This window comes from Pedobacter polysacchareus (assembly GCF_019802255.1).
Classification (GTDB): domain Bacteria; phylum Bacteroidota; class Bacteroidia; order Sphingobacteriales; family Sphingobacteriaceae; genus Pedobacter; species Pedobacter polysacchareus.
This window is the reverse complement of the sequence record NZ_JAHYSS010000009.1, coordinates 34,606-60,044: the sequence shown is the minus strand read 5'-3', so window position 1 is coordinate 60,044 and position 25,439 is coordinate 34,606. Positions and strand designations below refer to the sequence as shown.

General features: G+C 42.3%; 24 protein-coding genes and 1 tRNA gene. 9 read left to right on the top strand and 16 right to left on the bottom strand.

Annotated elements, in window-relative coordinates; all coding sequences use genetic code 11:
- Positions 1 to 46: 46 nt before the first annotated feature.
- The 9 genes from K7X70_RS23240 to K7X70_RS23200 form a co-directional block, all read right to left on the bottom strand.
- The gene (locus K7X70_RS23240; protein WP_222539304.1) at positions 47 to 472 is read right to left on the bottom strand and encodes a VOC family protein; all 426 of its coding nucleotides are present in this window, start codon (positions 470 to 472) and stop codon (positions 47 to 49) included.
- 74 nt (positions 473 to 546) lie between these two features.
- Positions 547 to 1,974, bottom strand: coding sequence for an alkaline phosphatase family protein (locus tag K7X70_RS23235; protein ID WP_222539303.1), 1,428 nt, complete (start codon positions 1,972 to 1,974; stop codon positions 547 to 549).
- Positions 1,952 to 3,226, bottom strand: coding sequence for a metabolite traffic protein EboE (gene eboE / locus K7X70_RS23230; RefSeq protein ID WP_222539302.1), 1,275 nt, complete (start codon positions 3,224 to 3,226; stop codon positions 1,952 to 1,954). Before eboE ends, K7X70_RS23235 begins: the two co-directional genes overlap by 23 nt.
- Entirely contained in the window at positions 3,223 to 4,410 is a 1,188-nt protein-coding gene (locus tag K7X70_RS23225) for a 3-dehydroquinate synthase (RefSeq protein WP_222539301.1), read from the bottom strand. The genes eboE and K7X70_RS23225 overlap by 4 nt, the downstream gene beginning before the upstream one ends.
- Positions 4,411 to 4,433: 23 nt before the next feature.
- Positions 4,434 to 5,351 carry a UbiA-like protein EboC gene (gene eboC / locus K7X70_RS23220; protein ID WP_222539300.1) on the bottom strand — a complete coding sequence of 306 codons (918 nt, stop codon included), beginning with the start codon at positions 5,349 to 5,351 and terminating at the stop codon, positions 4,434 to 4,436.
- Positions 5,352 to 5,355: 4 nt separating this feature from the next.
- Positions 5,356 to 6,261 (bottom strand): TatD family hydrolase, encoded by a 906-nt coding sequence (locus K7X70_RS23215; protein ID WP_222539299.1) that lies wholly within the window; start codon positions 6,259 to 6,261, stop codon positions 5,356 to 5,358.
- A gap of 11 nt (positions 6,262 to 6,272) precedes the next feature.
- Positions 6,273 to 6,995: an EboA domain-containing protein gene (locus K7X70_RS23210; protein ID WP_222539298.1), complete on the bottom strand. Its 723-nt coding sequence runs from the start codon at positions 6,993 to 6,995 to the stop codon at positions 6,273 to 6,275.
- A gap of 11 nt (positions 6,996 to 7,006) precedes the next feature.
- Positions 7,007 to 8,131 carry a ferritin-like domain-containing protein gene (locus tag K7X70_RS23205; RefSeq protein ID WP_222539297.1) on the bottom strand — a complete coding sequence of 375 codons (1,125 nt, stop codon included), beginning with the start codon at positions 8,129 to 8,131 and terminating at the stop codon, positions 7,007 to 7,009.
- An 11-nt stretch (positions 8,132 to 8,142) separates the two neighbouring features.
- Positions 8,143 to 9,972, bottom strand: coding sequence for a hypothetical protein (locus tag K7X70_RS23200; protein ID WP_222539296.1), 1,830 nt, complete (start codon positions 9,970 to 9,972; stop codon positions 8,143 to 8,145).
- Positions 9,973 to 10,339: 367 nt separating this feature from the next.
- On the opposite strand from K7X70_RS23200, the gene K7X70_RS23195 reads away from it, so the two are divergent.
- A complete protein-coding gene (locus tag K7X70_RS23195; RefSeq protein ID WP_222539295.1) occupies positions 10,340 to 11,182 on the top strand; it encodes a VOC family protein in 843 nt (280 codons plus the stop codon).
- A 75-nt stretch (positions 11,183 to 11,257) separates the two neighbouring features.
- Here K7X70_RS23195 and K7X70_RS23190 read toward each other — a convergent pair whose 3' ends face one another.
- The 3 genes from K7X70_RS23190 to K7X70_RS23180 form a co-directional block, all read right to left on the bottom strand.
- Complete coding sequence (locus K7X70_RS23190; RefSeq protein WP_222539294.1) at positions 11,258 to 12,100, bottom strand: OmpA/MotB family protein; 843 nt, start codon at positions 12,098 to 12,100, stop codon at positions 11,258 to 11,260.
- A 167-nt stretch (positions 12,101 to 12,267) separates the two neighbouring features.
- Positions 12,268 to 15,600: a DUF8487 domain-containing protein gene (locus K7X70_RS23185; protein WP_222539293.1), complete on the bottom strand. Its 3,333-nt coding sequence runs from the start codon at positions 15,598 to 15,600 to the stop codon at positions 12,268 to 12,270.
- A 177-nt stretch (positions 15,601 to 15,777) separates the two neighbouring features.
- Positions 15,778 to 18,771: a glycoside hydrolase family 2 protein gene (locus K7X70_RS23180; protein WP_222539292.1), complete on the bottom strand. Its 2,994-nt coding sequence runs from the start codon at positions 18,769 to 18,771 to the stop codon at positions 15,778 to 15,780.
- Between the two features lie 142 nt (positions 18,772 to 18,913).
- Between K7X70_RS23180 and K7X70_RS23175 the strand changes: the two genes are divergently transcribed.
- From K7X70_RS23175 to K7X70_RS23150, 6 genes are all read left to right on the top strand, one after another.
- Complete coding sequence (locus tag K7X70_RS23175; RefSeq protein WP_222539291.1) at positions 18,914 to 19,813, top strand: AraC family transcriptional regulator; 900 nt, start codon at positions 18,914 to 18,916, stop codon at positions 19,811 to 19,813.
- Between the two features lie 72 nt (positions 19,814 to 19,885).
- Positions 19,886 to 20,257, top strand: coding sequence for a DUF1622 domain-containing protein (locus K7X70_RS23170; protein WP_222539290.1), 372 nt, complete (start codon positions 19,886 to 19,888; stop codon positions 20,255 to 20,257).
- A 107-nt stretch (positions 20,258 to 20,364) separates the two neighbouring features.
- On the top strand, positions 20,365 to 20,547 hold the full coding sequence (locus K7X70_RS23165; protein WP_222539289.1) for a hypothetical protein: 183 nt from the start codon (positions 20,365 to 20,367) through the stop codon (positions 20,545 to 20,547).
- Between the two features lie 258 nt (positions 20,548 to 20,805).
- Positions 20,806 to 21,282, top strand: a complete 477-nt coding sequence (locus K7X70_RS23160) for a DUF6266 family protein (RefSeq protein WP_222539288.1) — start codon at positions 20,806 to 20,808, stop codon at positions 21,280 to 21,282.
- The gene (locus K7X70_RS23155) at positions 21,279 to 21,491 is read left to right on the top strand and encodes a hypothetical protein (protein WP_222539287.1); all 213 of its coding nucleotides are present in this window, start codon (positions 21,279 to 21,281) and stop codon (positions 21,489 to 21,491) included. The genes K7X70_RS23160 and K7X70_RS23155 overlap by 4 nt, the downstream gene beginning before the upstream one ends.
- 191 nt (positions 21,492 to 21,682) lie before the next feature.
- Complete coding sequence (locus K7X70_RS23150; RefSeq protein ID WP_222539286.1) at positions 21,683 to 21,928, top strand: hypothetical protein; 246 nt, start codon at positions 21,683 to 21,685, stop codon at positions 21,926 to 21,928.
- Positions 21,929 to 22,028: 100 nt separating this feature from the next.
- Here the strand turns inward: K7X70_RS23150 and K7X70_RS23145 are convergent, their stop codons facing one another.
- Both K7X70_RS23145 and K7X70_RS23140 read right to left on the bottom strand, forming a co-directional pair.
- Positions 22,029 to 22,406, bottom strand: coding sequence for a DoxX family protein (locus K7X70_RS23145; protein ID WP_222539285.1), 378 nt, complete (start codon positions 22,404 to 22,406; stop codon positions 22,029 to 22,031).
- A gap of 76 nt (positions 22,407 to 22,482) precedes the next feature.
- On the bottom strand, positions 22,483 to 22,992 hold the full coding sequence (locus K7X70_RS23140; RefSeq protein ID WP_222539284.1) for a VOC family protein: 510 nt from the start codon (positions 22,990 to 22,992) through the stop codon (positions 22,483 to 22,485).
- A gap of 341 nt (positions 22,993 to 23,333) precedes the next feature.
- Between K7X70_RS23140 and K7X70_RS23135 the strand changes: the two genes are divergently transcribed.
- Positions 23,334 to 23,420: transfer RNA gene (locus K7X70_RS23135), tRNA-Ser, on the top strand.
- A 213-nt stretch (positions 23,421 to 23,633) separates the two neighbouring features.
- Here K7X70_RS23135 and K7X70_RS23130 read toward each other — a convergent pair.
- Positions 23,634 to 24,035 (bottom strand): glycoside hydrolase family 95-like protein, encoded by a 402-nt coding sequence (locus tag K7X70_RS23130; RefSeq protein WP_222539283.1) that lies wholly within the window; start codon positions 24,033 to 24,035, stop codon positions 23,634 to 23,636.
- Positions 24,036 to 24,107: 72 nt separating this feature from the next.
- On the opposite strand from K7X70_RS23130, the gene K7X70_RS23125 reads away from it, so the two are divergent.
- Positions 24,108 to 24,485 (top strand): winged helix-turn-helix transcriptional regulator, encoded by a 378-nt coding sequence (locus K7X70_RS23125; RefSeq protein WP_255607588.1) that lies wholly within the window; start codon positions 24,108 to 24,110, stop codon positions 24,483 to 24,485.
- A 73-nt stretch (positions 24,486 to 24,558) separates the two neighbouring features.
- Here K7X70_RS23125 and K7X70_RS23120 read toward each other — a convergent pair whose 3' ends face one another.
- Entirely contained in the window at positions 24,559 to 25,347 is a 789-nt protein-coding gene (locus K7X70_RS23120; RefSeq protein WP_255607587.1) for an NIPSNAP family protein, read from the bottom strand.
- Between the last annotated feature and the right edge of the window lie 92 nt (positions 25,348 to 25,439).

Here is a 25,439-nt window from a genome sequence, read left to right as displayed (position 1 = left end):
CAGTTGAATAAAACCAACTGCTCTTCTTCTTTAAAAGTTTTTGGCCTTAATTCATGTTCTGTCTGATCACTAATGTGTTGTTATCAGGATCAGCAAAGAATGCGAAATGGTCAATTAGTCCATGATCGGAAGTATTTTCAATAATTCCGCCAACCTCCAATCCCTGAGCAATCAGAAAATCTCGGGTACTCACTATATCTTTCACAATAAAGGTGGCGGCAGTGCCTGTTTCCTGAGGGGCCATAGGTTGCTCGATGTCCTTGAACAGGCCCAATGCTACGGCTCCTTTCAGTCCTTCATGATGGAGCTGTACATAAGAGTCCATCCCATAATTTCCTCCTGCATTGATCGTATAGCTCTGATTCACGCTAAAACCTAATATTTCTGTGTAAAAAGCCTGCGCTTTCAATACATCACTGACCGATAATTTGATGATCACCTGATCGGTCTGCATCATTTGTTTAAAATCCATATTTTGAAGTGTTAATTTCTATAGGCTGATTTATGAACACACCTTTTGAAGACAACTGAACCTTTATAACTTGTTTAGTTTATAAGTACAATGTTCTCCAGAACAGCAGTTGAGTCCTGATCTTCTTTTACAGTAACACCGAAAATGGCTTCTAAAATAATCGGACAGACTTCTGTTCCTTTTAAATTTGTCCCTTTGATGCCAGCACCGATCAATACCGGTTGATCTGCCGCAGCAACATCAACCCTGCCATGTGAACCTTTAACCACAGTGGCGTCCAGGCCAATGAAATCCATGACCGTGCGGAAGCCCAGTTTTTTCTTCAGCAGCTTAGCTACAATCCTGGGTATCATCAGCTGTTTATGCGGATCGAGCAGCATTTCTGCTGGGTCATAACCGGGCTTTTTATGGATGTCTACCATCCTTGCAAAATCAGGTGCTTTCTGATCGTCCAGCCAGTAATAATAAGTAAACCAACTGTCCTTATCGGCGATACAGATCAGTTCGCCAGCACGCTCATGATCAATATGGTATTCTTTTTTCCCTGCTTCATCCAGGACCTTTTCAACCCCTGGCAGCTGTTCCAGCAAGGATTTCACCGCTCCCTTTAGGGAAGGATCATTTAAATAAATATGTGCAATCTGATGGTCGGCGACTGCAAAAGCAGCAGATACTCCGGCATCCAGCAGTTCCAATCCGTTTTCCTCCCTGATGGCTAGATAGCCCTGATTTCTCAGGATTCTGTTCAGGTGAATCGGCTGATGCACCGCAGTAATTCCATATTCGGAAAGCAGGATCGGCTGGATCCCCTTTGCTTCAAAAAACAAGATCAAATCTTTACAGACTTCATCGATTTCTTTTAAATCCTTTAACACTTCCGGTGCTGCCGGATCAAACTTCTGACAGCAATAATCCAGGTGCGGGAGGTAAACCAGTGTCAGGGTTGGGTTGTGCCATTCCTGCACCAGTTTTGTCGCTTCGGCAATCCATTTACTCGATTTTATGGAAGTCTTCGGGCCCCAGAAATCAAACAATGGAAAGATACCCAGGCGCTCCTGTAAACGGTCCCTCAGACTTGCTGGCTGACTATAGCAATCCGGCTTCTTTTGTCCGTCTGCCCGGTACTGCGGCCTTGGCGTCACGGAGAAATCTGCGTTGGAATACATATTGTACCACAAAAACATATTCGCACAGGTAAAATCCGGATTGAGCTCCTTTGCCAGATCCCATATCTTCGGCGCCTGCACCAATTGGTTCGACTGCTTCCAGAATTTAACTTCTGCCTCCTCCTTGAAATACCAGCCATTGCCCACAATCCCATGTTCGGAAGGCCATTTACCAGTCAGATAGGTACTTTGAACCGTACAAGTCAGCGCTGGAAAGACCGGCGAAACCGTATGAATCCCGCCATTCTTTTCTAACCATTTACTTAAAAAAAGTCCTTTGTGCTGCAGCAGCGCAGTGCTCAGCCCTACAATATTAATAACTGCGACCTGTTTCATCTGTAACTGTTTTAATTAAATTTCCTTTCGCTTTTTCTGCTTTGCTTTCTATCAGTGCCAGTACCCAGGAAAGCTCCCTTTGTATGGCCTGCTTTAAGTCCATCATCAGCTGTGCCGGCAATACGTCCCAGGTATAGGTTTCTACTTCCAGATGCCCGGTGAATGGCTTTTCTGTCCATAAATTCATGGCCTCCAGAATGTCATCCTGTGTAGAGGATAAGCCCTGATAATAAGATAAAAATATAGGCACATGAAAATGGGTCCGCAGTTCTGCGAAATCTCCATTTTTCATCGCCTCTATTCCAGGTTTCAAGTCCTGAAACTTCAGCAACTCCCCTGTCTGCTTTTTCAATACGGCCTGATGTAGGTAAACCGGCTCATTGAATTGCGCGAGCTGCCTGACCATTTCCGCCCGACTGTCTCTTGAAAATACACTGCACTTGAGTGCAGCGCTGATTTGCATCTTTCCAATCTTCAACCCCTTTTCTTCCATTCCACGGATCACTGCTTCAGCCGATTCAAATTCTACCGAAAAGTGGCAAACATCATAACAAAGCTGCAGGTGTTCCCGGATATAATTTTCTGCTGCTAGCACGGTACAGTTCAGTTTCTCCATTAAAATTGCCAAGCCTTCTTTCAAAAGATAGGATTCATAGAAATCAATATAGTCCGCACTGTTCTCTAATAAGCCATCTGGTTCGGGCTCTATATCCAGGTGCATTTGCTTTCCGGAAATCTGCTGCAGCTGTACCAGGTGAACCACCACCTCCATCAGCTGGGCACAGCTTTTCCTTTTCGCTGCTTCACTTTCTGCTTCCCCCTCATGCCAGTATTTATAAGAGAGCGGAGAAGTAGAAATCCCGCCTGTCACGCCTTCCGGCAGCAATTCTGCCAGCAGGTTGAAAAGTAAAATCGTATAATCTACCCTTTCCCTGCTGAGCCAATCCGGCGCATGTACCTGGGCTTTTACGGCTTTTCCATGGAAATTCCCATAAGGAAAACCATTCATCGTAAATACATACAGGTCATTTTCTTGCAGCCATTGCTTAAAAGCGGCCATCGTTCCCTCTTCCTGCAAAGTCAGGGCGCTCTCATTGGATAACCTCAAGCCGATGCCAAAGGGAGCAGATGGGGAGATTTTCGCTTTTACAGGAAGCGTATATTTTTGCAGACTGGCAAATACTTCTTTCCAGGATTCCCCGGAATGAATATTGGTGCAGTACGTTAAATGCGCATTGTCTTTTATTTTCATACCATTTGAGGGATTAAAACAGGTGCTTCCTGTACCTGGAATTGGAACTTAAATAAGTACTGAGCAGCATCAGAAAGCAAATGCTGGTGCATTTCATGCACTTCTTCACCTTTACCGATCGCTGCCAATAACATGATCGTTAACTCTCCGCCGAGGTGTTCTCTGAATTCTTCCAGTCCCTGATACAGTGCTGCATTTATTTCCAGACCATTCTCCGCCAGCAGCAAAGGATGAAAAATATCAAATCCCAATGCGTTCAGGCAATGCAGCACCCGGGATACAGAAATGCTGTTCAACCTGCCAGACAATCCGGAGTAGACCGTATCCAGCGCAATCCCAATGGCCACGGCTTCTCCATGCAGTAGCTGATAACCGGTTAGGTATTCCAGCTTATGCGCGGCCCAATGTCCAAAATCCAAAGGCCTCGAAGAACCTTTTTCAAAAGGATCGCCGGCAGTGCCTATATGGGCAACATGCAGTTGGGCACAGCGGAAAATCAGCTGTTCCATCACCCCCATATCGCGGTTATTCAGTTCTTCTATGTTTTCCGTAATCCAGTCGAAAAACAACTCATCTTTGATCAGCGCAACTTTTACTGCTTCTGCAATGCCCGAACGCCAGTTTCTACCATCCAGAGATTCCAGAAATACCGAATCATTGATCACCGCATAAGGCGGAGAAAAAGTACCTAAGAAATTTTTCTTGCCAAAATAATTCACACTGTTTTTGACACCAACACCGGAATCGTTCTGTGACAATACCGTGGTCGGCACACGAATCAGGCGGATGCCGCGGTGTGCAATCGCCCCCGCATAACCTACTGCATCCAGCAATGCCCCACCGCCTATTGCAATCAGGTAGGAATGGCGGTCAATCTGATGGGTGTCCAGGAAAGTCAAGACCTCCTCGATGCGTGCAGGGTTATTTTTGATGCCCTCCCCGCCTTCCATCAGCAGAACCTGACAGCTGAACTTATGATGTTTAAAATAATAATTGATTTCCTGAACTAATTCAGGATTGGATATAAGGAGCGTATTTTCGATCACCAGCACTGCTTTAGCGGAGCCAGGCTTGATGATCTGGATCAGTTCCAGGTTGCCTGGGTAGAATATATTCCGCGTAAAAATAACAGGGTACTGGTAATCCACTTGAAAATGCTGCTGAACGGTTTGGGCTTTATACATAATTCATAGGGTTTAATTAAGGCTCAGGTCACGGCAAATCGCTTGGCCAGTAACACGGAGATGGGCAATAGAAACAAAACCGGAAGGGCGTAAAACCAGTTGGCAAATCCTGCGATGTAACAGGCATTCAGTAAAATCAGGGAGAGTACCCCAGTTTTAACCGCGCGTTTGATCCAATCTGGCCGATTCTGCTGGTAAGCTTTGAACTTTGCCAGGAAATTTAATCCATACCAAAGGAGGAGAAAAGGTGCCGCTATCCATAGGTTCAATCCGCTGAACTGACTGATGGCGAAAAACATCGCGACCACCATGATGTCCAGGAACATCGCCAAAAGAATGGCAGATTTATTATTCCCTGACACCTCTTTCTGGGCAGTCAGGGTAATGGCGGCGACAAATATCACTGGTACCAGGATGATGTAGCCGTTCTGAAACAAGTGGTCAGGAAGGATGCTCATGCCGAGCAATAAATTACCCCCTCGACAAAGGCCCATATTCAGCGGGCCAAAAAAGGCATGGTGTTTCGCTACCTTATTGTAAAGCAAGGCGAGTATGGCAATGCCAAGGGCGATCAGGCCACTAAGCATGGATACCATTGCTGCCGCAGCAATACCGATCAGTAGCAGGAAAGCACCCAGTTGAACTGCCTCCCTGAAACCTACTTTTCCGCTTGGCAGCACCCTTTCCGGGCGACTCACCTGGTCTGCTTTCAAGTCGAACACATCATTAAAAACGATTCCACCACCGTAAAGACCGATGGTGGAAAGTAATAACAAAGCGATGGAACTGAGCGATTCCGAGGACCAGTCTGCCAGACCAAAAAATCCGGATATGGCAATTCCTCCGAGAATATCGGACAGCGCGGTCATCAAATTTGAGGGCCGCATCAGGGTCAGATAATAATAGCCTTTGCGCCCTTCTTTAGCTTCCCTGCATTCCATAAGACTAATTTGTGATGATGTTGGAATAAGAAATCACCTGCGCTTCCTGTCCTCTAAGAATGCCGCTGCCATCAAAAAGTTCGGCCTGCTCCACGGTCATTTCCTGCTGCCAGTCGGCTTCATTCATGGCACCGCTTTGCGAGTAAGCGCTCAATGCGTTTTGATAACAGGTTAAATGCACGTCTGCTTTCGACACGCCCCTTTCCAGCATCAAGGCTGCGGTTTTAGGAACCGATAAAGGATCACTGATGCCCCAATCTGCGGAACTGTCCACAATAATTCTTTCCGATCCGTATTGCTTCACGATTTCCACCATCCGTTCATTTCCCATTTTTGTGTTCGGGTAAATGGTGAATGCCGTCCAGTAACCTCTATCCAGCACATGTTTTACGGTTTCTTCATTGTTATGGTCGATCACCACCATATGTGGCGGGATACCATGTTCTTCAATCACATCAATGCTTCGAATGGTGCCATTGATCTTATCGCGGTGCGGCGTATGCACCATTACCGGCAAGTTGAATTCTTTGGCAATCTCCAGCTGCATCCGGAAGTATTTATCTTCCGCAGGAGTCTGGTCGTCATAACCGATTTCGCCAATCGCCACCACACCTTCTTTTCCTGCGAAAAGCGGCAATATTTCCATGACCTGCTCGGCAAGTGCTTCATTGTTTGCTTCTTTGGAATTGAGGCCCATCGTACAATAATGTTTAATGCCAAACTGTGAGGCGCGGAACCTTTCCCAGCCAATCAATGAGCTGAAATAATCTTTGAAAGAGCCTACAGAAGTCCTTGGCTGACCTAGCCAAAAAGCAGGCTCAATTACGGCAACAATTCCTGCTGCACGCATCGCCTGATAGTCGTCCGTTGTTCTGGAGACCATGTGAATATGTGGGTCTATAAAATACATAGCTTTCTTTTTTAGTTTAAAATTCTTTTAAGTTCTGTGGCTACTTCATCTGTCACAAAAGGATAGATCACGCGCCATACTTCCGGACTAACCGTTCTTCCTGCGGAACAGCGTTCCCGAATGTATCCCTGCAGGATTTTCGCCAGCTTTTCATTTGCACGCTGATCCAGTCCGTAAATGGAGAACAAAGGTCTGCCGGTAAACACGGCTTTCATGACCAGCTGATTCCAGGCATCTTCGGCTAAATACTTTGCAGCAAATGGGTTTTGAACTATAATCGCATCAAATACATCCGTCATATTGGTACGGACGCCTTCCGCCAGTCTTCCGGTAAAATCTGCGGCATTTTCCAGGAAATACAAACCTTTATAAAGCACCCGAAGCTCATTAATAGCTGCAGTTTCAAAAAGCTCCTTCAAGGCCGCTTCGTTTTTCGAGACCGGCAGCTCCAGCATCAGCGAAATCCGGCACAACTCCTGTAAATCCCATTCAGAATTTGAAAAGCCGGGGTATCTCGCTTCAAAAAGTGCCAGGACGGCTGTCGAAAATACCGCCTTTCTGCGGGCAATAAATCTAGGTACCGAACTGAATAATGGAATGAACCGCCGGAGCAGTTCATTCTCTTCCAAGGATTTAACATTTATATGCAGCCAGTTCAATTCTGCATCGGACAGCTGTTCCCGAAGGAATTCGGCTAACAATAATTGCGTATTCATTGCTGCTGGTTCATACATTTGTGAATGGTTTATGCGTGTACTTTACGATCTGCAGCCAGCAACTGTCTTTCGTCAGGGCTCAGGTTATCATTGGTTACATATTCATAACTTGGTCCGGCTACAAAACCTGGATGAGCAGGATCTTCTGAAGCCAGCAATTTACCAGCATACAGCCTTAATGAATACATCAAGCCCATTGCGGTATTGATTTTATCCGGCTCTCCATTAAAAGTTTCATGTAAACTGTTCAGCAGGTTGGTATAAGTATAATTGAAGAATTTACTGTTTTTATAAGCTACAGAATCCAATGGATAATCTGCCATTTTAGGGTTTTCATACATATTCGGGATTTTCGATAAATCGCAGGGAATCTCCGGACCAGAGTACGAATACCCGCATGGTTCTGAAGGATCTTTTTCGAGTGTTTTTCCGTAGAAGATCTCTTCGAAACGGTAATAATGTGCTGGATCTGTAGTTACATCATCTCCACCAAGATCACCTGGGTTGATAAAAGGATCTTCCGAGGTTCCTTCTCCCTGGTCCACAATCAGGTCAATTCCCCTAAAAGCAGAATCTTTATCCAGAATCGGGAACAATTCTTCCAGTGGAAACCACTTTTCATTGGTCATCTGTTTGGCAGGGTCACCAGTAAAAATGGTTTTCCCCAGTAATTTTGCTTCGGCTTCCAGTATAGTGATCAGGTTTTTCACTTTTTGGTAGAACATACCGATCGTCAGCGGCGCTGCCATTTCATTCATCGCTTTAACTGGAATATGCATTGGATTTTCCGGCTCTTCGATCACCATAAACACGTTTTTGATCAGGTCTTTAGAGAACTTGGCAATGGGTACGATCAAGCCACTTTCCACGGTTCCAGGAAGCGGTCCGGGATAGGTAGGAATAAAGCCTGGCTGATTCAACACGGGTGTGCCGTTAATCGCATTTAAGATATTACAGGCAATGGATAAATGCAGCATTTCTTCTTTTACCACCGATCCTATCAGACTGGATATCTGATCATTACCTGTGTTCACCAAAGTAAACACAGCGGTTAAATACGGAGGAATGGTGGAATGTTCCAGCATAATGGCGGTTTGCAGGGCAGACTTCAGGTCGGCGAGCGTATCCAGTTTTATATCTTTAAGAAAAAGCATGTGGTTCGGGTTTAGGCGTTGTTTTGATTAACATTTTCAGTAATGGCACCTTCTTGTAAGGCAGTTTCTGCGATCACCGTATCCAGGTAATTCAGGATCATGAGCTGTTTATCCCTGGATAGGTCTCTGGTGACTGGCATATGGTTAGGATCATCAATTGGCAAGGCAAACACGAACCTTAAAATCTTCGCATTACTGTCTACCACAGTTTTGTCGGCGAGGTTGAAAATTCCTTTAGACATGAGCGGATAAAGGTTGGCATATTGCTGCATCACCGGCTGCACATCCTGCTCCCATTGCGGATTCTGAATGGCTTCCTGACTCAGGCTATTGAACACCAGCACACTAATGAAATTATTAGGATCAACACCTGAAAGTGTGGCAGGCAATACGATTGGGGCTGCTTTAGGATCGGCAGGAACAGTGAAAGAAAAAGGCGTATTCTCTTCCCCTTCCAGGTAATACCATAAAGCATATACTTGTCCGTCGATATATCCCCTTGGGTTTTTCGGATCAGATGCGGCGATGCCCATCACAGCTTTCCCGTTCTCATCTGTATTCAATTGTGCATCAAAAGCAAGGATTGCCGGAGTAGCCGTTGTCGGGGTTCCATTCCCTTGTCCCATGATGTTCATCAGGCTGTCCTGGATTTCGCAGAACACCGTTTTACCGGCCAATGGTTTTCCTAAATAAGTGGCATAAAAATTTATTTCATCAGTTTCTCCATCATTCATTCTAAAGACAAATTGATCGGCTCTGAGGTAACTCGCTTTTTCTGCTAATAAAGGGCTGATACCTCCGATATTGTTTTGTGTAACGATAGTTAAAGGGTATTCCAATACTGCTGCCAGCTGGTCATCAGTTAAAGGAAGCGTGATCAGACCGGCGTTGGTTTCGTACCAGCCAGGGGCATGGAAAGGAAGATCTCCCAGAAGGATGTATTGTCCACTTCCTTTATTGTAGGCCAGTTTCAGGTCGCTGTCATCCGCCATCAGTCCTTCTTTAGTTTTGGTTTTTAAACAATTTCCCAAATCCAGTACAATTTGTTTGGTGTCCTCTCTAACTAGCGCGGTGGCCATATATAAAGGATAACTGCCTACTGTTTCCGGTAAATACATTCCACTCTGACAAACCATATCGGGAACAAACTGCCTGCCCAAAGTAAAATGATCGGGCTCTGCTGCGCTGGATGGACCTATGCTGCCCACCAATCTACCGATGGTAAAATGTGCATCAGTGACTGTTTGATTGAAGATGTCTACGTTAAATTTCATGGACAGCTGATCTGGACTTTCCGCCTGCAACTCTTTCAGGTAACGGGAATCGATCCCATCAATCGACCAGTTCAGGTTGGTCAGTACCGATTGGTACGTTGCCGCGGCCCCCGGAGAGCCTTTCAGATCCATGGACCTATTCCACCAGATGTCGTTGAAACCAACGGGTGTGAAATCCCCTTTTAAAAAGAAATTCTCTGCTTGTCCGAGTCTAACTACCATGCCCCAGATCTGTGAAACAGATTGCTGCTGCGGATCCAGGTCTACAATTTTTCCTGCGACACGCGTGTTTGCATCCATGACACTCATTCCAATAATAGGATCTACTGCCGGATCAGTGGTACTGGTTCCATCTTTGTAGGTGACACTGTTGATTACACAATCCAGCAATCGCCAGTTTCCGGTCCCATCTGGGTTCCACCAGCCATTAGTGCCGCTTGGGCCATAATCCTGATAACTCGGTAGGAATGTTGCATTGTCGTAGTGTTCGACGTCATTGTTGACTGTGGAAGGATCTGCCTGAAACTTCCCCGAAAAGGTGAGTCGTGGTGAATTTAAATAAGCCATTATGTTGGGAGATTAAGTTGTTTTCCTACAAAACATCTTAAATGAGTGAGCAAACCTCAGGAATACCAAAATTGACTTCTATTTAAAACAACAGCCATCACCAATAAAGATATTACCGTACGATTAAGAGAGCGCTTAAATACGATGTTTATATGATTTAAAGTTGACAAATTGAACAATAAAATTTACAGGCATAAATACCTATATTCTTAAAAGAGGTAAATCTACCTGTTATGCTCTAGAGTTATTGTCGCAAGCTCCCCCCTTAAATGTCTTTTACCCCCCTGCCCTTGCTGCTGGAAGATTCGGTAACTTAGAGCTGATAAAACCATAAATTATTTTTATAAAACCCTAAAGCTCAATCTATATGAAAAATTTCATTTATCCTTGTTTAACCATCAGGGGAAAGATCAGCGAGGTTGCCGAATTTTATACCCAGACGTATGGGGGAAGTAAGACCGGCGTCTCCAACCCTTATGTAATAGAAATACAAATGAGCGGACAAAAGTTCTTGCTGCTAAATGAAGGGCCTTCTTCCAATCCGAATCCTTCCATATCATTTATGGTGATGTGCGAAAGCGCGGAAGAAACCGAAAAATACTGGAATAATCTACAAGATGGCGGAAAGATTATGATGGCCTTAGACAGCTATCCATGGAGTCCGAAATATGGCTGGATACAAGACAAGTTCGGGATTTCCTGGCAATTGTATACTGCAGCAAAACAAGATTCCTCCCAAAAATTCTGTCCGACGTTAATGTTTACCGGAGATAAGGCCGGTCAGGCAGAAACTGCCCTCCGTTTTTACACTTCCATATTCCCAAATTCCGAGATTGAAGGAGTTTTGAAATACGCAGAAGGAGAAGGCGACCGCACCGATTTTGTGAAACATGCACAGTTTAAACTAAATGGTTATGTAGCTATGGCGATGGACAGTTCCGCGGAACATGGGTTCGGTTTTAATGATGCGATCTCTTTAGTAGTTGAATGTGAAACACAAGAAGAAATCGACCATTACTGGAATCAGCTGACTGCTCATGGAGGATCTGAGGTGATGTGTGGCTGGCTAACCGATAAATACGGTATCAGCTGGCAGATCGTTCCTAAAATAATCGGAAAACTGATTAGTGATCCGGAGCGTGGTCAGCGGGTGATGCAGACCGTAATGGGCATGAAAAAGCTGATTATCGCAGATCTGGAAAATGCTTAATATATTGATCCAAACAAAACGCCCTGAACATGGATATGAGCAGAGCGTTTTGTTTAACGTGTTGTTTGTAATCAACTATTCTTTTGCTTGTTCCGGGGCTTTTCCAATCAGCTCCATAAACTGATCCAGTTTAGGGGTAATGATAATTTCTGTACGTCTGTTTTTTGCTCTTCCAGCTTCAGTATCGTTGCTGGCAATCGGGTTATATTCCCCTCTACCTGCAGCGGTTAATCTTTTAGGAATTACACCGTAATTGTTCTGTAAAGATTGAACTACAGAAGAAGCTCTCAAAGTACTTAAATCCCAGTTGTTGCGAATGTTGACTTGTGAAATAGGCACATTATCCGTATTTCCTTCAATCAACACATCATAATTCTGGTAATCTTTAATGATTTTAGCAATTTTGCTTAAGGTTTGGCCTGCCTGATCAGAAATTTCATAACTTCCTGACTTGTACAACATTTGATCCGACAAGGAGATGTAAACTACACCTTTTAGTACTTTAATATCTACATCACTCATTTCTTCCCTGCTCAATGAACGGGTCAGATTGGTGGTCAATACCAGGTTCAATGAATCACTGGTATTTTTAGTGTTTACTAAATGCTGAATATATTTATTCGCTACATTGATCTCATCTACCAGTTTAGAAATATTGGTATTTCCTTGGCTGCTGGAGTTCAAGCATTTATTCAACGCGATTTGTAAGGCTTTAACATTTTCCTGCTGGGTAGCGATCTGCTCTTCCAAACTTTTTACACGAGTGTTTGAACTGGCAAGCTCCTGATTCACGCCCTGGTTTTTCTCTTGTAATTGCGTATAACTAGACTGCAGGTCTGCAAACTTTTTATTACTCACACAACCCTGGCCTAATAAAGCCACAGCGATCAACAAGGATGGTACAATAGGTAATCTCATAATCTTATATATCCGTTACAGTACAACTTAATTTGTAAAATTTTAAAGGAGCAACTACTGTACCACAATCCATTTATTCCGGAACTTTTATTCCCATTATCTCTACTATGTAAATACACGATCTCTGTTCCGCCTACATGACTATTTATGTTCCATAAACACTACTTCTATTCCACAAACACGATTTCAGAAATCATGGCATTACTGCCCGCCATCGCTCCTATTTTGATAGTTAGCTTTCCGTCGTTGGTATCCTCCCGCATCACAAAAAGCTTGATCCATTTTCCCTTTTTGTCTAGCGTACCAGTCATGAATTCCCGACCATCCATCCATATTTTCGCAGATCTGGATTCATTATTCCAATCTTCGAAATGTAAGTATAGCTCCCCAATCACACCTTGAGGTGGATTAATTGTGATTTCCAGGTTTTTTCCATACCAGGCAGATTTTCCATCCCATTCCCAAATTCCTTCTTCGCCGCTCATTTTATAACTGGTATTGCGTTTCAATACCGGAGCCTGATCCCCAGTTTTCACATACAATAAAGCTGTTGAAAATTCTGCGGGAACGCCTGATGCCGCCTCCTTAATGAAAGGAAAACTTTTCTTTAATTGCAGGGGATCGATCAGCACCTGAGGATCAAAAGTGGAGCTCTCCATGTATTTCAGTAAACTGTACCTTAATTGTTTGGCTACTGGATTTTGTTTCGCTCCCTGCTGCTTCAGAGGATCGATATCATAGCCACAAACCAACAGCTTTCCTTTTCCGACTTTACATTCAAAAATTGCTGCTAATTTTTCATTCAGGTGGAAATCACTGATCGGCTGCACGATAGGCTCCAGATTTGCCGGCCAGTCTTTCATTTTGAAGGACCTTCCTTTGCTGATGGATTCCCATTGCCAATCTGTAAATGAATCGGTGGGGAAACATGCAAATGCAGGATGTTTATCATTAATTAAGGCACCAAGTGTGGTGTTCTCCTGTCCGGGGAAGAAAACGTTGGACCAAAATAAAGGACTAAAGAACAAAGGTCTGGACACCTCGGCACTGCCTAAGTTTGCAGCGTAAAGCAGGACCGTTTTACCTTTTTTTAGGGCGTCCAATGCATTCTGATCCAGCACATTGGTTTCGAGTACATTGTTGTTTTTCAAACCCTTGCTACTTTTCGAAACTTTGTTTTCCTTTCCAGCCCATCTTCCTGCTGCATCTGAAGAACTAACTGATGAATCGCTGTAAATCCAAAGGTCCCATTCATTTCGGAAATTAGTACCAGGCAAACTGATCATGAGCTTTGCTTTTGTGGCTGCCCTGATTTTTCCCAATCCCAGTTCTATATTTCCGAAACTTTTTACTGTTCCTCTTTTGATGGATAAAGCAGGGATTTTCCCTTCGCCTAATACTTGCTGATTTTCAGCAATCACCTTCCATTCTATCTCCGTATTCAGGTCCCCTCTTCCATAATTTGCAACTTCTAACCCTGCGCTAAAAGTTTCTGTATTTTCCCATACAAATTTCTTTATTCTTGCCAGAGGTACCACTTCATTGTTGTACTGCTTAAAATAAGTGGTATCCGTGGTTCCTTTGTCGTCATAAAAAGCATCGAGCCATCCCACCAAAGCTTCCCCTTGTCCTTGATAATCCTGCATGCTCAGCATCTGGAATCCTCCGCTGGAAGGCGTACGGTAAAAGTTTTCGATTAAGCTCTTATACAAAATCTTTTGAAGCGCTCCACTAGCCTGATGAAAGGCCGCATCCTTATGTTCTAGTCCGTTAGCAATGGCTGATGCCCTGCAGACTTCCAGATTTCTAGCTTTTAAAACACCGGTATATTTGTCTATCTCCGACCATAAAGGATAGACTGGAAATTGCCCTACTTCATGTGCGAAAATGGGGATGTTACTTTTCGAATAGTTCTTTTCCAGGTCATAATCGCTTCTTCCACCTTGCAAGCCATAGGTACCACCTACATTTGGAATGTTATGCGTCGCAGAATAATCGTCTACTGGCATAATTTTTCTTGCGGTAGACACCGCATATAATCTCCTATTGTCTTTCAGCTTTAGTTTTTCAATCCATTTGGCCATCACATTGAAGTCGGAATTTCCAAGCTCGTTGCCGATGCACATCATGGTAAATGAAGGATGGTTTCCATACGCTTTGAGCATGCGCTCCAGCTCATCCTGGGTATAACTGTCCGCAGAAGGATTTTTCCCTAAGCCGGGAGGCAATCCTTTGGTCAGCATATCCGGTCTATCTTTTGGCGGATCGGTCATCCACCAATCAATCCAGATCGCTTCTGCCTGAATGTAAATCCCTAACTTGTCTGCCGCTTCAAAAGCTGCCTCTGGTGGACACCAGGAGTGAAAACGCACATGGTTTAAGCCGTAAGATTTATAAATTTTAAAGATCCGCTCCCATTCTTTGACATCGCAGGAAGGGTATCCGGTTAATGGAAAATGCACACAATCCAGGTTACCGCGCATAAATACCGGGGCATTATTGATCAATACTTTCGACTGGCTATGTCCGATGCTTCTAAAACCAAAATCCGCAGCTGTTTCATTATTATTTTCAAGTTTCAGCACCATGCGGTAGCGGTTTGGTGTAAACTCATCCCACAATTTAATGGGGAAATCCAGTTGTAAAACCAGATCCTTTTGCTCCTTTCGCTCTAGTTCCTGTTTTCCGGATTTTTGTTTCTCCGATTGCGGTCTCTGCGATTGCTTTCCCTGCAATTGCTTTCTTTGCGGTTGCTTTCTTTGCGGTTGATCTGCCAGCAAATCCTCCATCTTGTTGAAAACTGTTTCGTTTGTCTGCAGGTCAATGATGCGGTAATTCACCTTCATGCGAACTGGATTTTTCATTGTCATCAATACCCGCAATTGTCGTTTTTCTGCATCCGGATAAACCTGCAAATCTTCAATTGCCGTACTTGCTGCTGCCTGTAACTGAATCTTACCCACTGCCCCATTCCAGATACTTTGTGTGTATTCCGTATAGGCATGGCCTTTATCTCCTATGTTATGAATTAAATCGTTGTTGATGCGAATGGTTAACCTATGTTTTCCAGGGCTGAGTTTACCCAAAGTATGTAGGTGAGGAACACCCAAACCGTCCTGTGTAGTCATTAACCGACCATCAACCCAAACTTTAGACTCCCACATTACCCTTTCCAGGAATAGGGAAATCTCTTTGTTTTTCCAGTTTGCCGGGATGGTGATGGTCCTGCTGTACCATGCTGGCCCAATATATTTATAGGCTCTGGATAGAATCCCATAATCTGCACCTTGTGTTTTTGTCCCTTGTTTTGCCTCATCTGTGGTTCCCGGAAGTGCAATTGTAGCTTTCAACTCCTGATCAAACCATTTGTCTTTTTCACCGATATTGGCTGCATCCAGTTGAAAGTTCCATGTTCCTGCCAACGACAATTTTTCCTGTGCGAAGTTCTTATTGGCAAATAAAAGCAGCATTCCTACCCATGCTAAAAATCTAATTTTCATTCCTTTTCATTTTTGTGTCTACTGGCAATTCCCATCAGGGAGCGCCAGCTTTATAGGCCGATTGCTCCGATTCAGATTAGATTTCAAATTGGATCTTCAGCAGACACAAACTTAAACGAAGCCAGGGCAATCTTAAATGGATATAACCTTTATTTTAATGGACTATATTACGATTGACTACTTTAATTCAAACTGTAAACTGCCTTTTAGCTTGGTACTGGTTCCATCTATTCTTCCCTGGTCAAATGGAGAAGCATAAAAAGGTTCAGATCCGCCATTGCTATAATCAGCCACTAAAAACTGAATGCTGCCATCCTGCAGCCAGGCTCTGGACGATTGTTTTGCATTGGAATTGACTTGTAAACCATTACCGGTTTTATCCAGTAATTCTGCCTGTAAGATATGGGCTTTTGTAGCACGAAAATCATTGGAACCCATTTCATTTGCATCATCTTTCCAGGCGCCTGAAGGTGCTTTACCAAACGCTTCTACTCCAGGAAACCACTTCGCATTTAAACTCGCAGTACCTTCATTTCTACTGACATCCTGTTCGTCGTAAACCGTAAAATCTCCTTTGCGTTTCCATTTTAAGGTTTCATAACTGCTGGGGAGCTGAAATAGCATGCCATATTGATAAGGTCCTGTTTTCACTGATTTGTCCATTTGAATTTCGTAGTCCAGCTGCACTTTTCCATCTTTTCTGAAGAGGTAACGGATCTTTCCAGTGGCATTGGTATAAGTCGTGTGCATGGTAAAGACCAGTCCGCTGTCCGTACTTTTCACCAATAGCTCTTTAACAAATAAAGTGTATAGCGGATAATTTTTTACCGGATAGATATCATTCTGATACGTTTCACCAGCTACATTAGGTTTACCTCCATCTTCACTATTTATAGGTACATAACAGAATACTGGTCCTTGTTTAAGCACTTTTTTTCCCTTGTTTTCTACTGAAGTCAATATGCCGGTCGTTTTATTCAAAAGAAAAGTCAGTGAGCCATGCTGAATTCGATAAGCGGCTTCATTTTCATGCATTTTCAAATCTGGCATAGATTTGAGTTCGTTTAAGTCTGATGCTGCAAGCAAATTCGGAACTTCTTGCTGCGCGATCAAAATCCGCTCTTCATTGAGTACAAAACCTCTAGGATCTTTAAATGAAATATAAACCTCTTTTGTGTTTGCCTGAACAGAAATCTTAATTTCCCCCTGACTGCGTGGTGCCAGATCTCCACTTATTTTTACCCGTTTCCCATCAACTAGCGCAATGATTTCCACCTGATTTAAGCGGATAAAATCGTAGCGGTTTTCAATTGATAATGTCAAATTACCGTTTTTTATCTTCGGAGATCTGGGATTTTTAACGAGGATGGGCGCATATGCTTTTCTCATTCCCCAATATTCCGGTTTTGGTCTTCTCCAGCCATCTAACATCCCCCATGGCCCATAGCCTACTATCCTGCCATCAGGAAGATGAAAAGTATCGTCGATTCCACTCCAGACCGCCGCTCCAAGGGTACCTTTATGCTGGTAAACCGAGTCATACATACTGACCAGCGGCAATTGATAAGCACTGCGCAGGCCTGGGTCTGTCAATAATTCTCTGCGGTTATAAGTACTCAGATGGGCATACTCACCGAATAAAGTAGGCCGGCTCATGGTGTCTGTTGCGGCAGGTCCGTTCACTGCAGGATAATGATAATTGGCAATATCAGCCTTGCTCCCTAGATTGTTAAATCCTCCCCAGCATTGGTCATGAAAAGCAGTAGGTCGGCTTGGGTCAAATGCTTTTACCGCATCCTGCACTTTTTGCCATAAAGGACTCCAGTTCGATTCATTGCCCAGCGACCAGATGATGACTGATGGATGGTTGATCGCCGCCTGCATTTTTTCCAGATTCGCATTCATCATCACTGGCAAGAACTTTTCATCTTTATAATTCCATATTTTCCAGATCGGCGAAGCATGGTGATTGATCCAGGTTAAAGAAGATTCATTTTCTACAAAAAGACCCAATTCATCGCAGGCTTCCAGGAATTCTTCTGAAGGTGGATAATGAGCAGTTCTGATAAAATTACAGTTGGCTTCCATGAACAGTTTGGCATCCTGATATTCTAAATCTTTAGAGATACTTCTTCCAGTTAATGGATGTACACTATGTCGGTTTACCCCTCGCAATTTCACCGGTTTACCATTCAGGAGCAGCTCATTTCCACGGATGGCTATTTCCCGAAAACCAACACGCTGCAGGTTTTTCTGAATGGTTTTTCCATCCCGTAACAACTCTGTATGCAGACGATATAAGTAAGGCACATCGGAATTCCAATGCTGCGGCTGCAGCACTTTAAACTCTTGTTTAGAAAGAAGGTCTTTTCCGGGAGCAGGGGCATTTAATGCGGTTGTTTTTTGAAAAACAGTTTTTCCTTTCTGATCAGTTAAAGTATAACGTAATGAAAAAGCGTCAGCTGTAGCAATAGCAGCTTCATTGACTATTTTAGCATTGATTTTGAGCAAAGCATTTTTATACTGCGGATCGAAATCCGTCTCTATCCTAAGGTCAGCAATATTCATTTGCGGAAGCGCGAACAGGGTCACTTTGCGCAGGATGCCACCAACGGTATGCGCGGCATATTGGGAGGTACAAGCCAGAATATCACTGATCGTCAATGCTGAAACTTCCAGTTCCAGTATATTTTCACCTGGTTTTACCTGGCTGCTGAGGTCCGCTTCAAAAGGAACAAAACTACCTTCATGTTCTGCTATTTTCTGCTGATTGATTCGCAAAACAGCATGTGAACTTACCCCATCAAAACGAATTTTAACACGCATTCCCTGCCAATCTGCGGGGATATTTATTTTTTTACTATAGGTGACACTCTCTCCGGGACTGACTTCAAAGCCCTGCATGCCCCATTCGCCGGGAACAGCAATGCTGCTTCGTTTATTGCCTTGTTTAAATTCCCAATTGCCATCCAGAGAAATGATGGGCTGACTGCCTCTATCCTGCTTTTTCAGCACATTTGAGCTGCTGTTTTCAGTATGGTTTTGAATGATATTTGGGCTCATTTTTTCTGGCAAGGGGGACAGTCTCGACTGCCCTTGTGCCTGAGTTTGCATCCATAGGAGGAAAACAAACACTGCAGTTAGTTTATGGTTAAAATTCAAGGTATTCATTTGCTGTGGTTTAATGCAAGTTAAGTAAAGAATGTGTGTGTCAAAAAAAATAATCCTGACATAATGGACAATCTTATGGTTTATCTTTATAAATTCAGGGCTTCAAGCCAGTGTAAAAATGACGATCAAACCAAGTCCTGTGATGAAGAAAAAAGAAGGGTTTAACGGCCAGAAATCCATTGTAATCCCAAGGGGAATTCTTCAAAAAGCGGCCAGTCAGCATCCAATTTTAGCGGGCATTCAGCTCACAGACATCGGCTTTTACCCGAAAGCAAAGTTCCATTACCGGGAACGCAGTAAAGGCATTGACCAATATATTCTCCTTTATTGCGTGGGTGGAAAAGGAGCGGTAAGTATCGAAGAAAGCAGTTACCTGATCAGTACTGGAAATTTCCTGGTTATTCCGGCAGAAAAAGCGCATTCTTATTGCTCAAATGAACAGCAGCCATGGACAATTTACTGGGCTCATTTTAAAGGAGAACAAGTACCTTCTATAATTGCTTTATTGTTGAAACGGCAAAAGAGTTTGCAGGGAAACGTTCAATATGATGAATCAAGGATCAAGCTTTTTGACGACATCTACCTGAATCTGGAAAGAGGATATAGCATGGATAACCTTTGTTATGCGAGTATGAGTTTCTGGCACTTTCTTTCTTCCTTCATTTTTGAAGAAAAATTCAGTTATGCTTCCAGGAAAAACGTGTTAAATCCGGTAGAGATTTCGATAGATTATATGCAGAAAAACCTCCATACGACCTTGACGCTGGAAGCGATAGCCAATGCGGTAAATCTTTCCCCATCTCATTTTTCAGCTATATTTAAAGAGCAAACCGGACTCGCACCGATTAAATATTTCAACCAATTAAAAGTACAAAAAGCTTGTCAGTATATCCAGTTGACGACCCTTCGGATCAAAGAGATTGCTGCAGCATTAGGCATTGATGATCCTTATTATTTCTCTAGAATGTTTAGCAAAATAATGGGCATATCTCCACAGGATTACAAATTGAGGAAAGAAATTAAAAAGGATTTAAAAAATTGATATAAGTTTCGTAACTTCCTGTAATAAACAGGGGGTTAATTCATTACGTTTTCTAATACATTGTAATCAGCTATGCATGATATACTGATCTATACCTCTCATATCATCAGTTATGTCAGTATCGGTATTATCTGTTACGGTGCAGTAATCGGACTCTATCATTTTATAAAGAATGAGTTAAACCGATTGGGTAAAGGGTTCTCCTTACAAAAAACAGTTCATATTAAAATTGAGGTCGGCTATTATTTGTTATTGGGCTTAGAGTTTCTAATTGCTTCAGACATTATAGAAACCATCGTTAATCCCTCTTTTCAGGATTTAGGGATTTTAGCGGGCACTGTAGTGATTAGAACGGGCTTATCTTATTTCTTAAACAAAGAAATCGACGACTTAAAATCGGATGGTAAACATGAAAAATTACCATTAAAAAAAGGAGAAATGTAAGCAAAAAAACGAGTACACTCCTATTTGGTTTAAGTAGAAAAATTTAACCTGTTTTTAATAACAAGGATTAATTTTTCTAGTATATTTAAGTATTAATTCCAATCGTCATGGATCAATCAAACAAACAGGATGCTGCACAAAGCAGTGCCGAAATCACCAAAAATCTTGCAGCACATACTGCTGAGCTTAAAAAAAAGACCGAACTAGTCAACCATCGGCTGGACGAATTAAGGGCTGAAACAGATAAATTTTTACATCCTGAAAAAACAGGAACAAAAACTAACAAGTAGTAAAGCCAGGCTATTGATTTAAACGGCTCCCATTTTTAGCATTTGCTTTTCATTCCAGATTCCCGCGCGCGCTTTCGAAACCTATTCTGAGCTTCTTTTTACCATTCGAGCTTCTTGCGGCGATCGGTTTTCCTGTTCCTTAGATTGAATACCTATTTAAGGCTACCTACTTAAAGCTACCTCTAACCTTCTTCCCTATTCTACCTGTGTTCAGCTTAAGTGCTGAATCGGCATGTTTGTGCTTCAATCTTATTGGCAATGGCAGTGACTACCAAACTGCTCAGAACCATGGGTAATTTTATTAAGCTCGGTTATGGTTTACAGGCCAGAGGTACCGTTCATAATGCCCATAATCTGGCTACTTCCTACCATAAAAAACATGCTTTAAAGGGCGAATATCCTAATATTCAGATCGATTACAGTAAGGTGATGCCGAGTCAGGGCAGCATGCCGGAAACTCAAGGTTTAAAAATCATTAAAGTGGAAAATGGTTTGGAAATCAGCTGGGATACTCAAGAGGAAGAGGAATTAGCAGGCAACGACAGTGTGATTCTGATGATTTGCTTACCGGAAATCGAAAAGGGTCGTCAGTATCTGAACATTGCCAGAAGGTCTGAAGGAAAATGCTTTATTCCACTATCTGCCAAAGAATTAACCCAACAAATAGAACCTTACATTTCCTTTATTTCAGCGGATGGGCCATGGTGTCCGACAGTGTTTACCTGGGTAATTTGAATGGTATCGCTGAAAATCAGGAAGAAAAGAAGGCAAAGCAGCAATATCAGCAGGTAAAAACGAGGTTTGATCAGGTGGCCAGCAGTTATTTAGGTCAATTGAAAGAAAACTATGGCATGCCGTTGGAAACGAAGGCTTTTAAATACCTGGAAAAAGAATATAAGGTGCTCAAAAACAAACTGGAACACTTGCCAGGAAAGCCTGGCTAACACTAAAAGCCATCTTCTATTTTATCAATGACATTGATCGGGATTCGAATTTAATCCGATATGGGAAAATTATATCCAAATAAAACCATTTTATCTTAAAAATACTTATTGCCGCACATATCCTGAAGAATCATAAGCCTTAACTCGGATTTGTTTCATAGCTTTGCCGTAGAAAATATCAAGAAATTACCATGGCAGTATTACATAGAAAAGAAGAGAAAATTGAAGTTGTATTAAGTAAGCTTCCAAAAGATTATACTGATAAACAATTTGTAGATACTTTTATCCAGCTTTATTCAAAAGAATGGGGAAAGATCAAAGCGAATTACATCAAGCATTCTCAAGATAAAGAGCCTGGTACAGTGATCATCATGCCTAAGCCTGAGCTTTATCTAAAAAGCATTCTAGAAACTTATTTGGAGAACAATAAGAAATAACATTGCTGGCTTTTAATAAAGCGCAATATTTCTTAAAATATAAAACAATGCCCAGCATCAGTTGGGCATTGTTCATTAAAGAGGTTTTTACAGCTGCATTTTATCCTATTGGATTCGCATCGGAAAGTTTATGATAATACACATAAGATACCGCCAGAACCGCGAAAACGATCCAAGGGAATATCGCCTCCATTCCGAAGCCATCCACTGCCCAATGACTGATTGAGGCGAAAATGAAATCAAAACCAAAGCCTGCATAAGCCCATTCCTTGACACGCTTTGGTGCTTTAGGGACAATCAATATAATTGCACCCAGTACTTTAAAAACAGTGAGCGCAATGCCGAAATATTCGGGATAGCCCAGATGTCGGATGCCTTCTTTTGCCATTTCTGTTTGAGAAGTGAATGCTGGCATTACTCCTTCAAATAAGAAAATAAGAATGGTGGCCGTCCAGAAGATTATTTTGTTCCTTTTCATTGGTTTAAAATTGTGTTTATTGGTTTATAATTAGGTTGATTATTTTTCTATTGTTTTCATGAGTTGGCGAAAGCTTTTACGGCTGAGCAAAAGCTTTTTGCAGCAAACTGAGGTCGATCTTTTTCATTTGCATCATTGCCGCCATTACCCTGCTGGTTTTGTTTTGATCTTTGTCTTTGAGCAGTTCTGACAAAATCGTTGGCACAATTTGCCAGGAAAGTCCAAACTGATCTTTTAACCAGCCGCAGACTTGCGCCTTCGGATCTCCACCTGCAGCAAGTTTATTCCAGTAATAGTCGATTTCGTCTTGATCGGAACAGTTGACCGCAAAAGAAACGGCTTCATTGAATTTGAAAATAGGGCCTCCGTTTAAAGCTAGAAATTCTTGCCCATCAAGTTCAAATACAATGTTCATCACGGTTCCTTCCGGCATTTGATGTACTTCAAACCCTTCTTTTGTATAATGAGTCATTCCTTTGATGCTCGAGTTTTTAAATATTGAGGTGTAGAAATTGACCGCTTCTTCCGCATTTCTGTCAAACCATAAGTTTGCAGTAATCCTCTGACTAATTAGTTTGTTTATCATGGCATTAGAGATTAAGTTAAATTTACTAATCCAAAGTTATATCGGAAAGTAGAATTTGTACTAGTGCAAAAACGACATAATGAGGGGGCAAATAAGACAGGTAATGAACTTGTTTTTCCAGGTAGTTTGATTAGGTTTTTAGTCGGATTTGAGGGAAGTGCGATCAAAATAGAAAGGTTAGCCCGGTAAAACATGTAGAAATTCGGTTCTTAATTCAGGTTGAAGAAATAAAAATAGCCTTCGAATAGGCCATTACAGGTGTTAAATCAAGGTTTTTGAAAAAAGTTAAAAATATTTCAATCTAAATTTGGAAAACCAGTTAAGATTTGTACTTTTGCGCCGGAGAGTTGGCAGAGTGGTCGATTGCGGCAGTCTTGAAAACTGTTGACTTGTCAAAGGGTCCGCGGGTTCGAATCCCCCACTCTCCGCTAAATGGTCATCAAAACCAACTAAAAGCCTGCAAATCGTAAGATAGCAGGCTTTTTGCATTTTAAAGGGTTACAATTTTTGCACGATTTCCAATCCTGTAGGTGAGTGATTCGGTGAGTAAATCAAAAATTTTATCCTGGCTAATAACTTTGATGCTTTTGTAATTTGCATTCTGGTCAGCAGACAGGTTAGAGATTATGGAAGGGTACACATCAATTGCTTTTCACAAAAGCCAAATCTTTTAACAAAGCATACCTTCCACCTTTATCGGTTTTAAATTCTACAGTTTTACCTTTGTAACTAATCCTTAGCGGATGGCCAAGCTTAGACAAAATTTTGGCATTTATCAATTCTCCATTTTTCCAATCCATTTCTAACTCAAAACCACCACGGGCACAAAGCCCTTTCATTTGACCATCAGGTATAGCGCCTGGTAAGGCCGGCAACAGGCGAATTGTTCCATTGGTACTTTGTAAAAGCATTTCTGCAATACCAGCTGTTCCACCGAAATTACCGTCGATCTGAAAAGGTGGATGAGTATCAAACAAATTGTTCAGCGTATACTTACTTAATAATAAATTGAGACTTTCATTTGCTTTATCACCGTCCAGCAAACGGGCGTAAAACTATTTTAAGTAGGTTACATTTACAATAACTATCCAAACAGATAGGTTAAAAAATGCAGAATGAAAACAGAATGTATTGGTGATTATGTAAAACTAAAAGGGAGAGCTTATCCGTGTACGATAAGTCTTGCGATGGATTTGATAGGCGGCAAATGGAAAGCGGTAATTCTGTATCATTTAAAAGATGCTGAAAAACGGTATAGCGAGCTTCGGAAAGAAATACCAAATATTACTGAAATGACATTGAGTTTACAGTTAAAACAACTAGAAAAGGACGGCTTAGTATTGAGGAAAGCATATGGCCAAAAACCTCCTATTAAAGTTGTTTACAGTCTAACGGATTTTGGAAAAACATTTATACCAGTCTTAAAAACAATTACTGATTGGGGAAATCAGGTAGTCACAGAAAAGGGTGAGTTTGCCAACAATTCGTTTTAAAATAGCCTATCATGCCTGCAATAGCCGCACTGCCAAAGACAGCGCAGCTTATATTGCCATTCTAACCAATAATTTATATATCTGAATAATCAGTAGGATACAGAAACCAAGTATTTCCTTTGGAAACGTTATTCTGATACTCGGGAATTGCAGAAAGCTTTCTCCAGTAATCGTCCTTTCCGAACGCATCCCAGTGCTTGTTACGGTCAGCACGGTTTTCAAACGTGGTCATGTACATCAGGTTCGGCATTGAACTACCCGCCACCACCTGTCCATAAAACACGGCATTAAAGCCCAATCGTTTAAACAAACCAACCTCATCTCCTGAATTAAACATCCGGATTTTATTAGCTGATATTTTCTCTGTTGGCCCCTCATAGCTTCTCAATTCATAAACCCTATCCTTCTTTGCTCCGCTTAGATTTGGAAGACCGAACCTCGGGTTCTTTTCAAATGCATTCAGCAAAATCGTCTCCATTCTGCTGTACGGAGGCTCATTGTATTTGGCATCCAGGTACGCTGCACCATCCGAATGGAACTTTTGGTCTTTGCTTAGTTTCGAATCCAGTTTAAAAAACTCATCCCGGGAAGTAAAAGGGATCAGCACATAGATCAACTTCTCTTCAGCTACCTTACCGGCTTCAACAATGGGCTTGAATACACCTACACTGGAAATCCCAGCCCTGTGCAAAGCTGGAAGATAGGCATCCTTTAAAAACTGGTCGACCCGGCTCTCCTGTTCAGCAGTCTTTAGATGATAGATTTTGATCTGGTAGAAATCAAGCTTTGCGGCTGCCTTTGACATCTGTGGTACCAGAACAACAAACAGCAGCGAAAATAACAGTAATACTTTCTTTGACATGTAGTTTAATATTTGATTTGTGTGTAAATAGAGATTAAAGCTAACAAATACCTTGCTCAATGAGTTACTCACAATTTTATGAGTTGCAGGGT

Excerpts from the sequence above, each read along its gene's own strand:
- K7X70_RS23240 (WP_222539304.1), bottom strand. The coding sequence starts at position 472 with ATGGATTTTAAACAAATGATGCAGACCGATCAGGTGATCATCAAATTA.
- K7X70_RS23235 (WP_222539303.1), bottom strand. The coding sequence starts at position 1,974 with ATGAAACAGGTCGCAGTTATTAATATTGTAGGGCTGAGCACTGCGCTG.
- eboE (WP_222539302.1), bottom strand. The coding sequence starts at position 3,226 with ATGAAAATAAAAGACAATGCGCATTTAACGTACTGCACCAATATTCAT.
- K7X70_RS23225 (WP_222539301.1), bottom strand. The coding sequence starts at position 4,410 with ATGTATAAAGCCCAAACCGTTCAGCAGCATTTTCAAGTGGATTACCAG.
- eboC (WP_222539300.1), bottom strand. The coding sequence starts at position 5,351 with ATGGAATGCAGGGAAGCTAAAGAAGGGCGCAAAGGCTATTATTATCTG.
- K7X70_RS23215 (WP_222539299.1), bottom strand. The coding sequence starts at position 6,261 with ATGTATTTTATAGACCCACATATTCACATGGTCTCCAGAACAACGGAC.
- K7X70_RS23210 (WP_222539298.1), bottom strand. The coding sequence starts at position 6,995 with ATGTATGAACCAGCAGCAATGAATACGCAATTATTGTTAGCCGAATTC.
- K7X70_RS23205 (WP_222539297.1), bottom strand. The coding sequence starts at position 8,131 with ATGCTTTTTCTTAAAGATATAAAACTGGATACGCTCGCCGACCTGAAG.
- K7X70_RS23200 (WP_222539296.1), bottom strand. The coding sequence starts at position 9,972 with ATGGCTTATTTAAATTCACCACGACTCACCTTTTCGGGGAAGTTTCAG.
- K7X70_RS23195 (WP_222539295.1), top strand. The coding sequence starts at position 10,340 with ATGAAAAATTTCATTTATCCTTGTTTAACCATCAGGGGAAAGATCAGC.
- K7X70_RS23190 (WP_222539294.1), bottom strand. The coding sequence starts at position 12,100 with ATGAGATTACCTATTGTACCATCCTTGTTGATCGCTGTGGCTTTATTA.
- K7X70_RS23185 (WP_222539293.1), bottom strand. The coding sequence starts at position 15,600 with ATGAAAATTAGATTTTTAGCATGGGTAGGAATGCTGCTTTTATTTGCC.
- K7X70_RS23180 (WP_222539292.1), bottom strand. The coding sequence starts at position 18,771 with ATGAATACCTTGAATTTTAACCATAAACTAACTGCAGTGTTTGTTTTC.
- K7X70_RS23175 (WP_222539291.1), top strand. The coding sequence starts at position 18,914 with ATGAAGAAAAAAGAAGGGTTTAACGGCCAGAAATCCATTGTAATCCCA.
- K7X70_RS23170 (WP_222539290.1), top strand. The coding sequence starts at position 19,886 with ATGCATGATATACTGATCTATACCTCTCATATCATCAGTTATGTCAGT.
- K7X70_RS23165 (WP_222539289.1), top strand. The coding sequence starts at position 20,365 with ATGGATCAATCAAACAAACAGGATGCTGCACAAAGCAGTGCCGAAATC.
- K7X70_RS23160 (WP_222539288.1), top strand. The coding sequence starts at position 20,806 with ATGGCAGTGACTACCAAACTGCTCAGAACCATGGGTAATTTTATTAAG.
- K7X70_RS23150 (WP_222539286.1), top strand. The coding sequence starts at position 21,683 with ATGGCAGTATTACATAGAAAAGAAGAGAAAATTGAAGTTGTATTAAGT.
- K7X70_RS23145 (WP_222539285.1), bottom strand. The coding sequence starts at position 22,406 with ATGAAAAGGAACAAAATAATCTTCTGGACGGCCACCATTCTTATTTTC.
- K7X70_RS23140 (WP_222539284.1), bottom strand. The coding sequence starts at position 22,992 with ATGATAAACAAACTAATTAGTCAGAGGATTACTGCAAACTTATGGTTT.
- K7X70_RS23125 (WP_255607588.1), top strand. The coding sequence starts at position 24,108 with ATGAAAACAGAATGTATTGGTGATTATGTAAAACTAAAAGGGAGAGCT.
- K7X70_RS23120 (WP_255607587.1), bottom strand. The coding sequence starts at position 25,347 with ATGTCAAAGAAAGTATTACTGTTATTTTCGCTGCTGTTTGTTGTTCTG.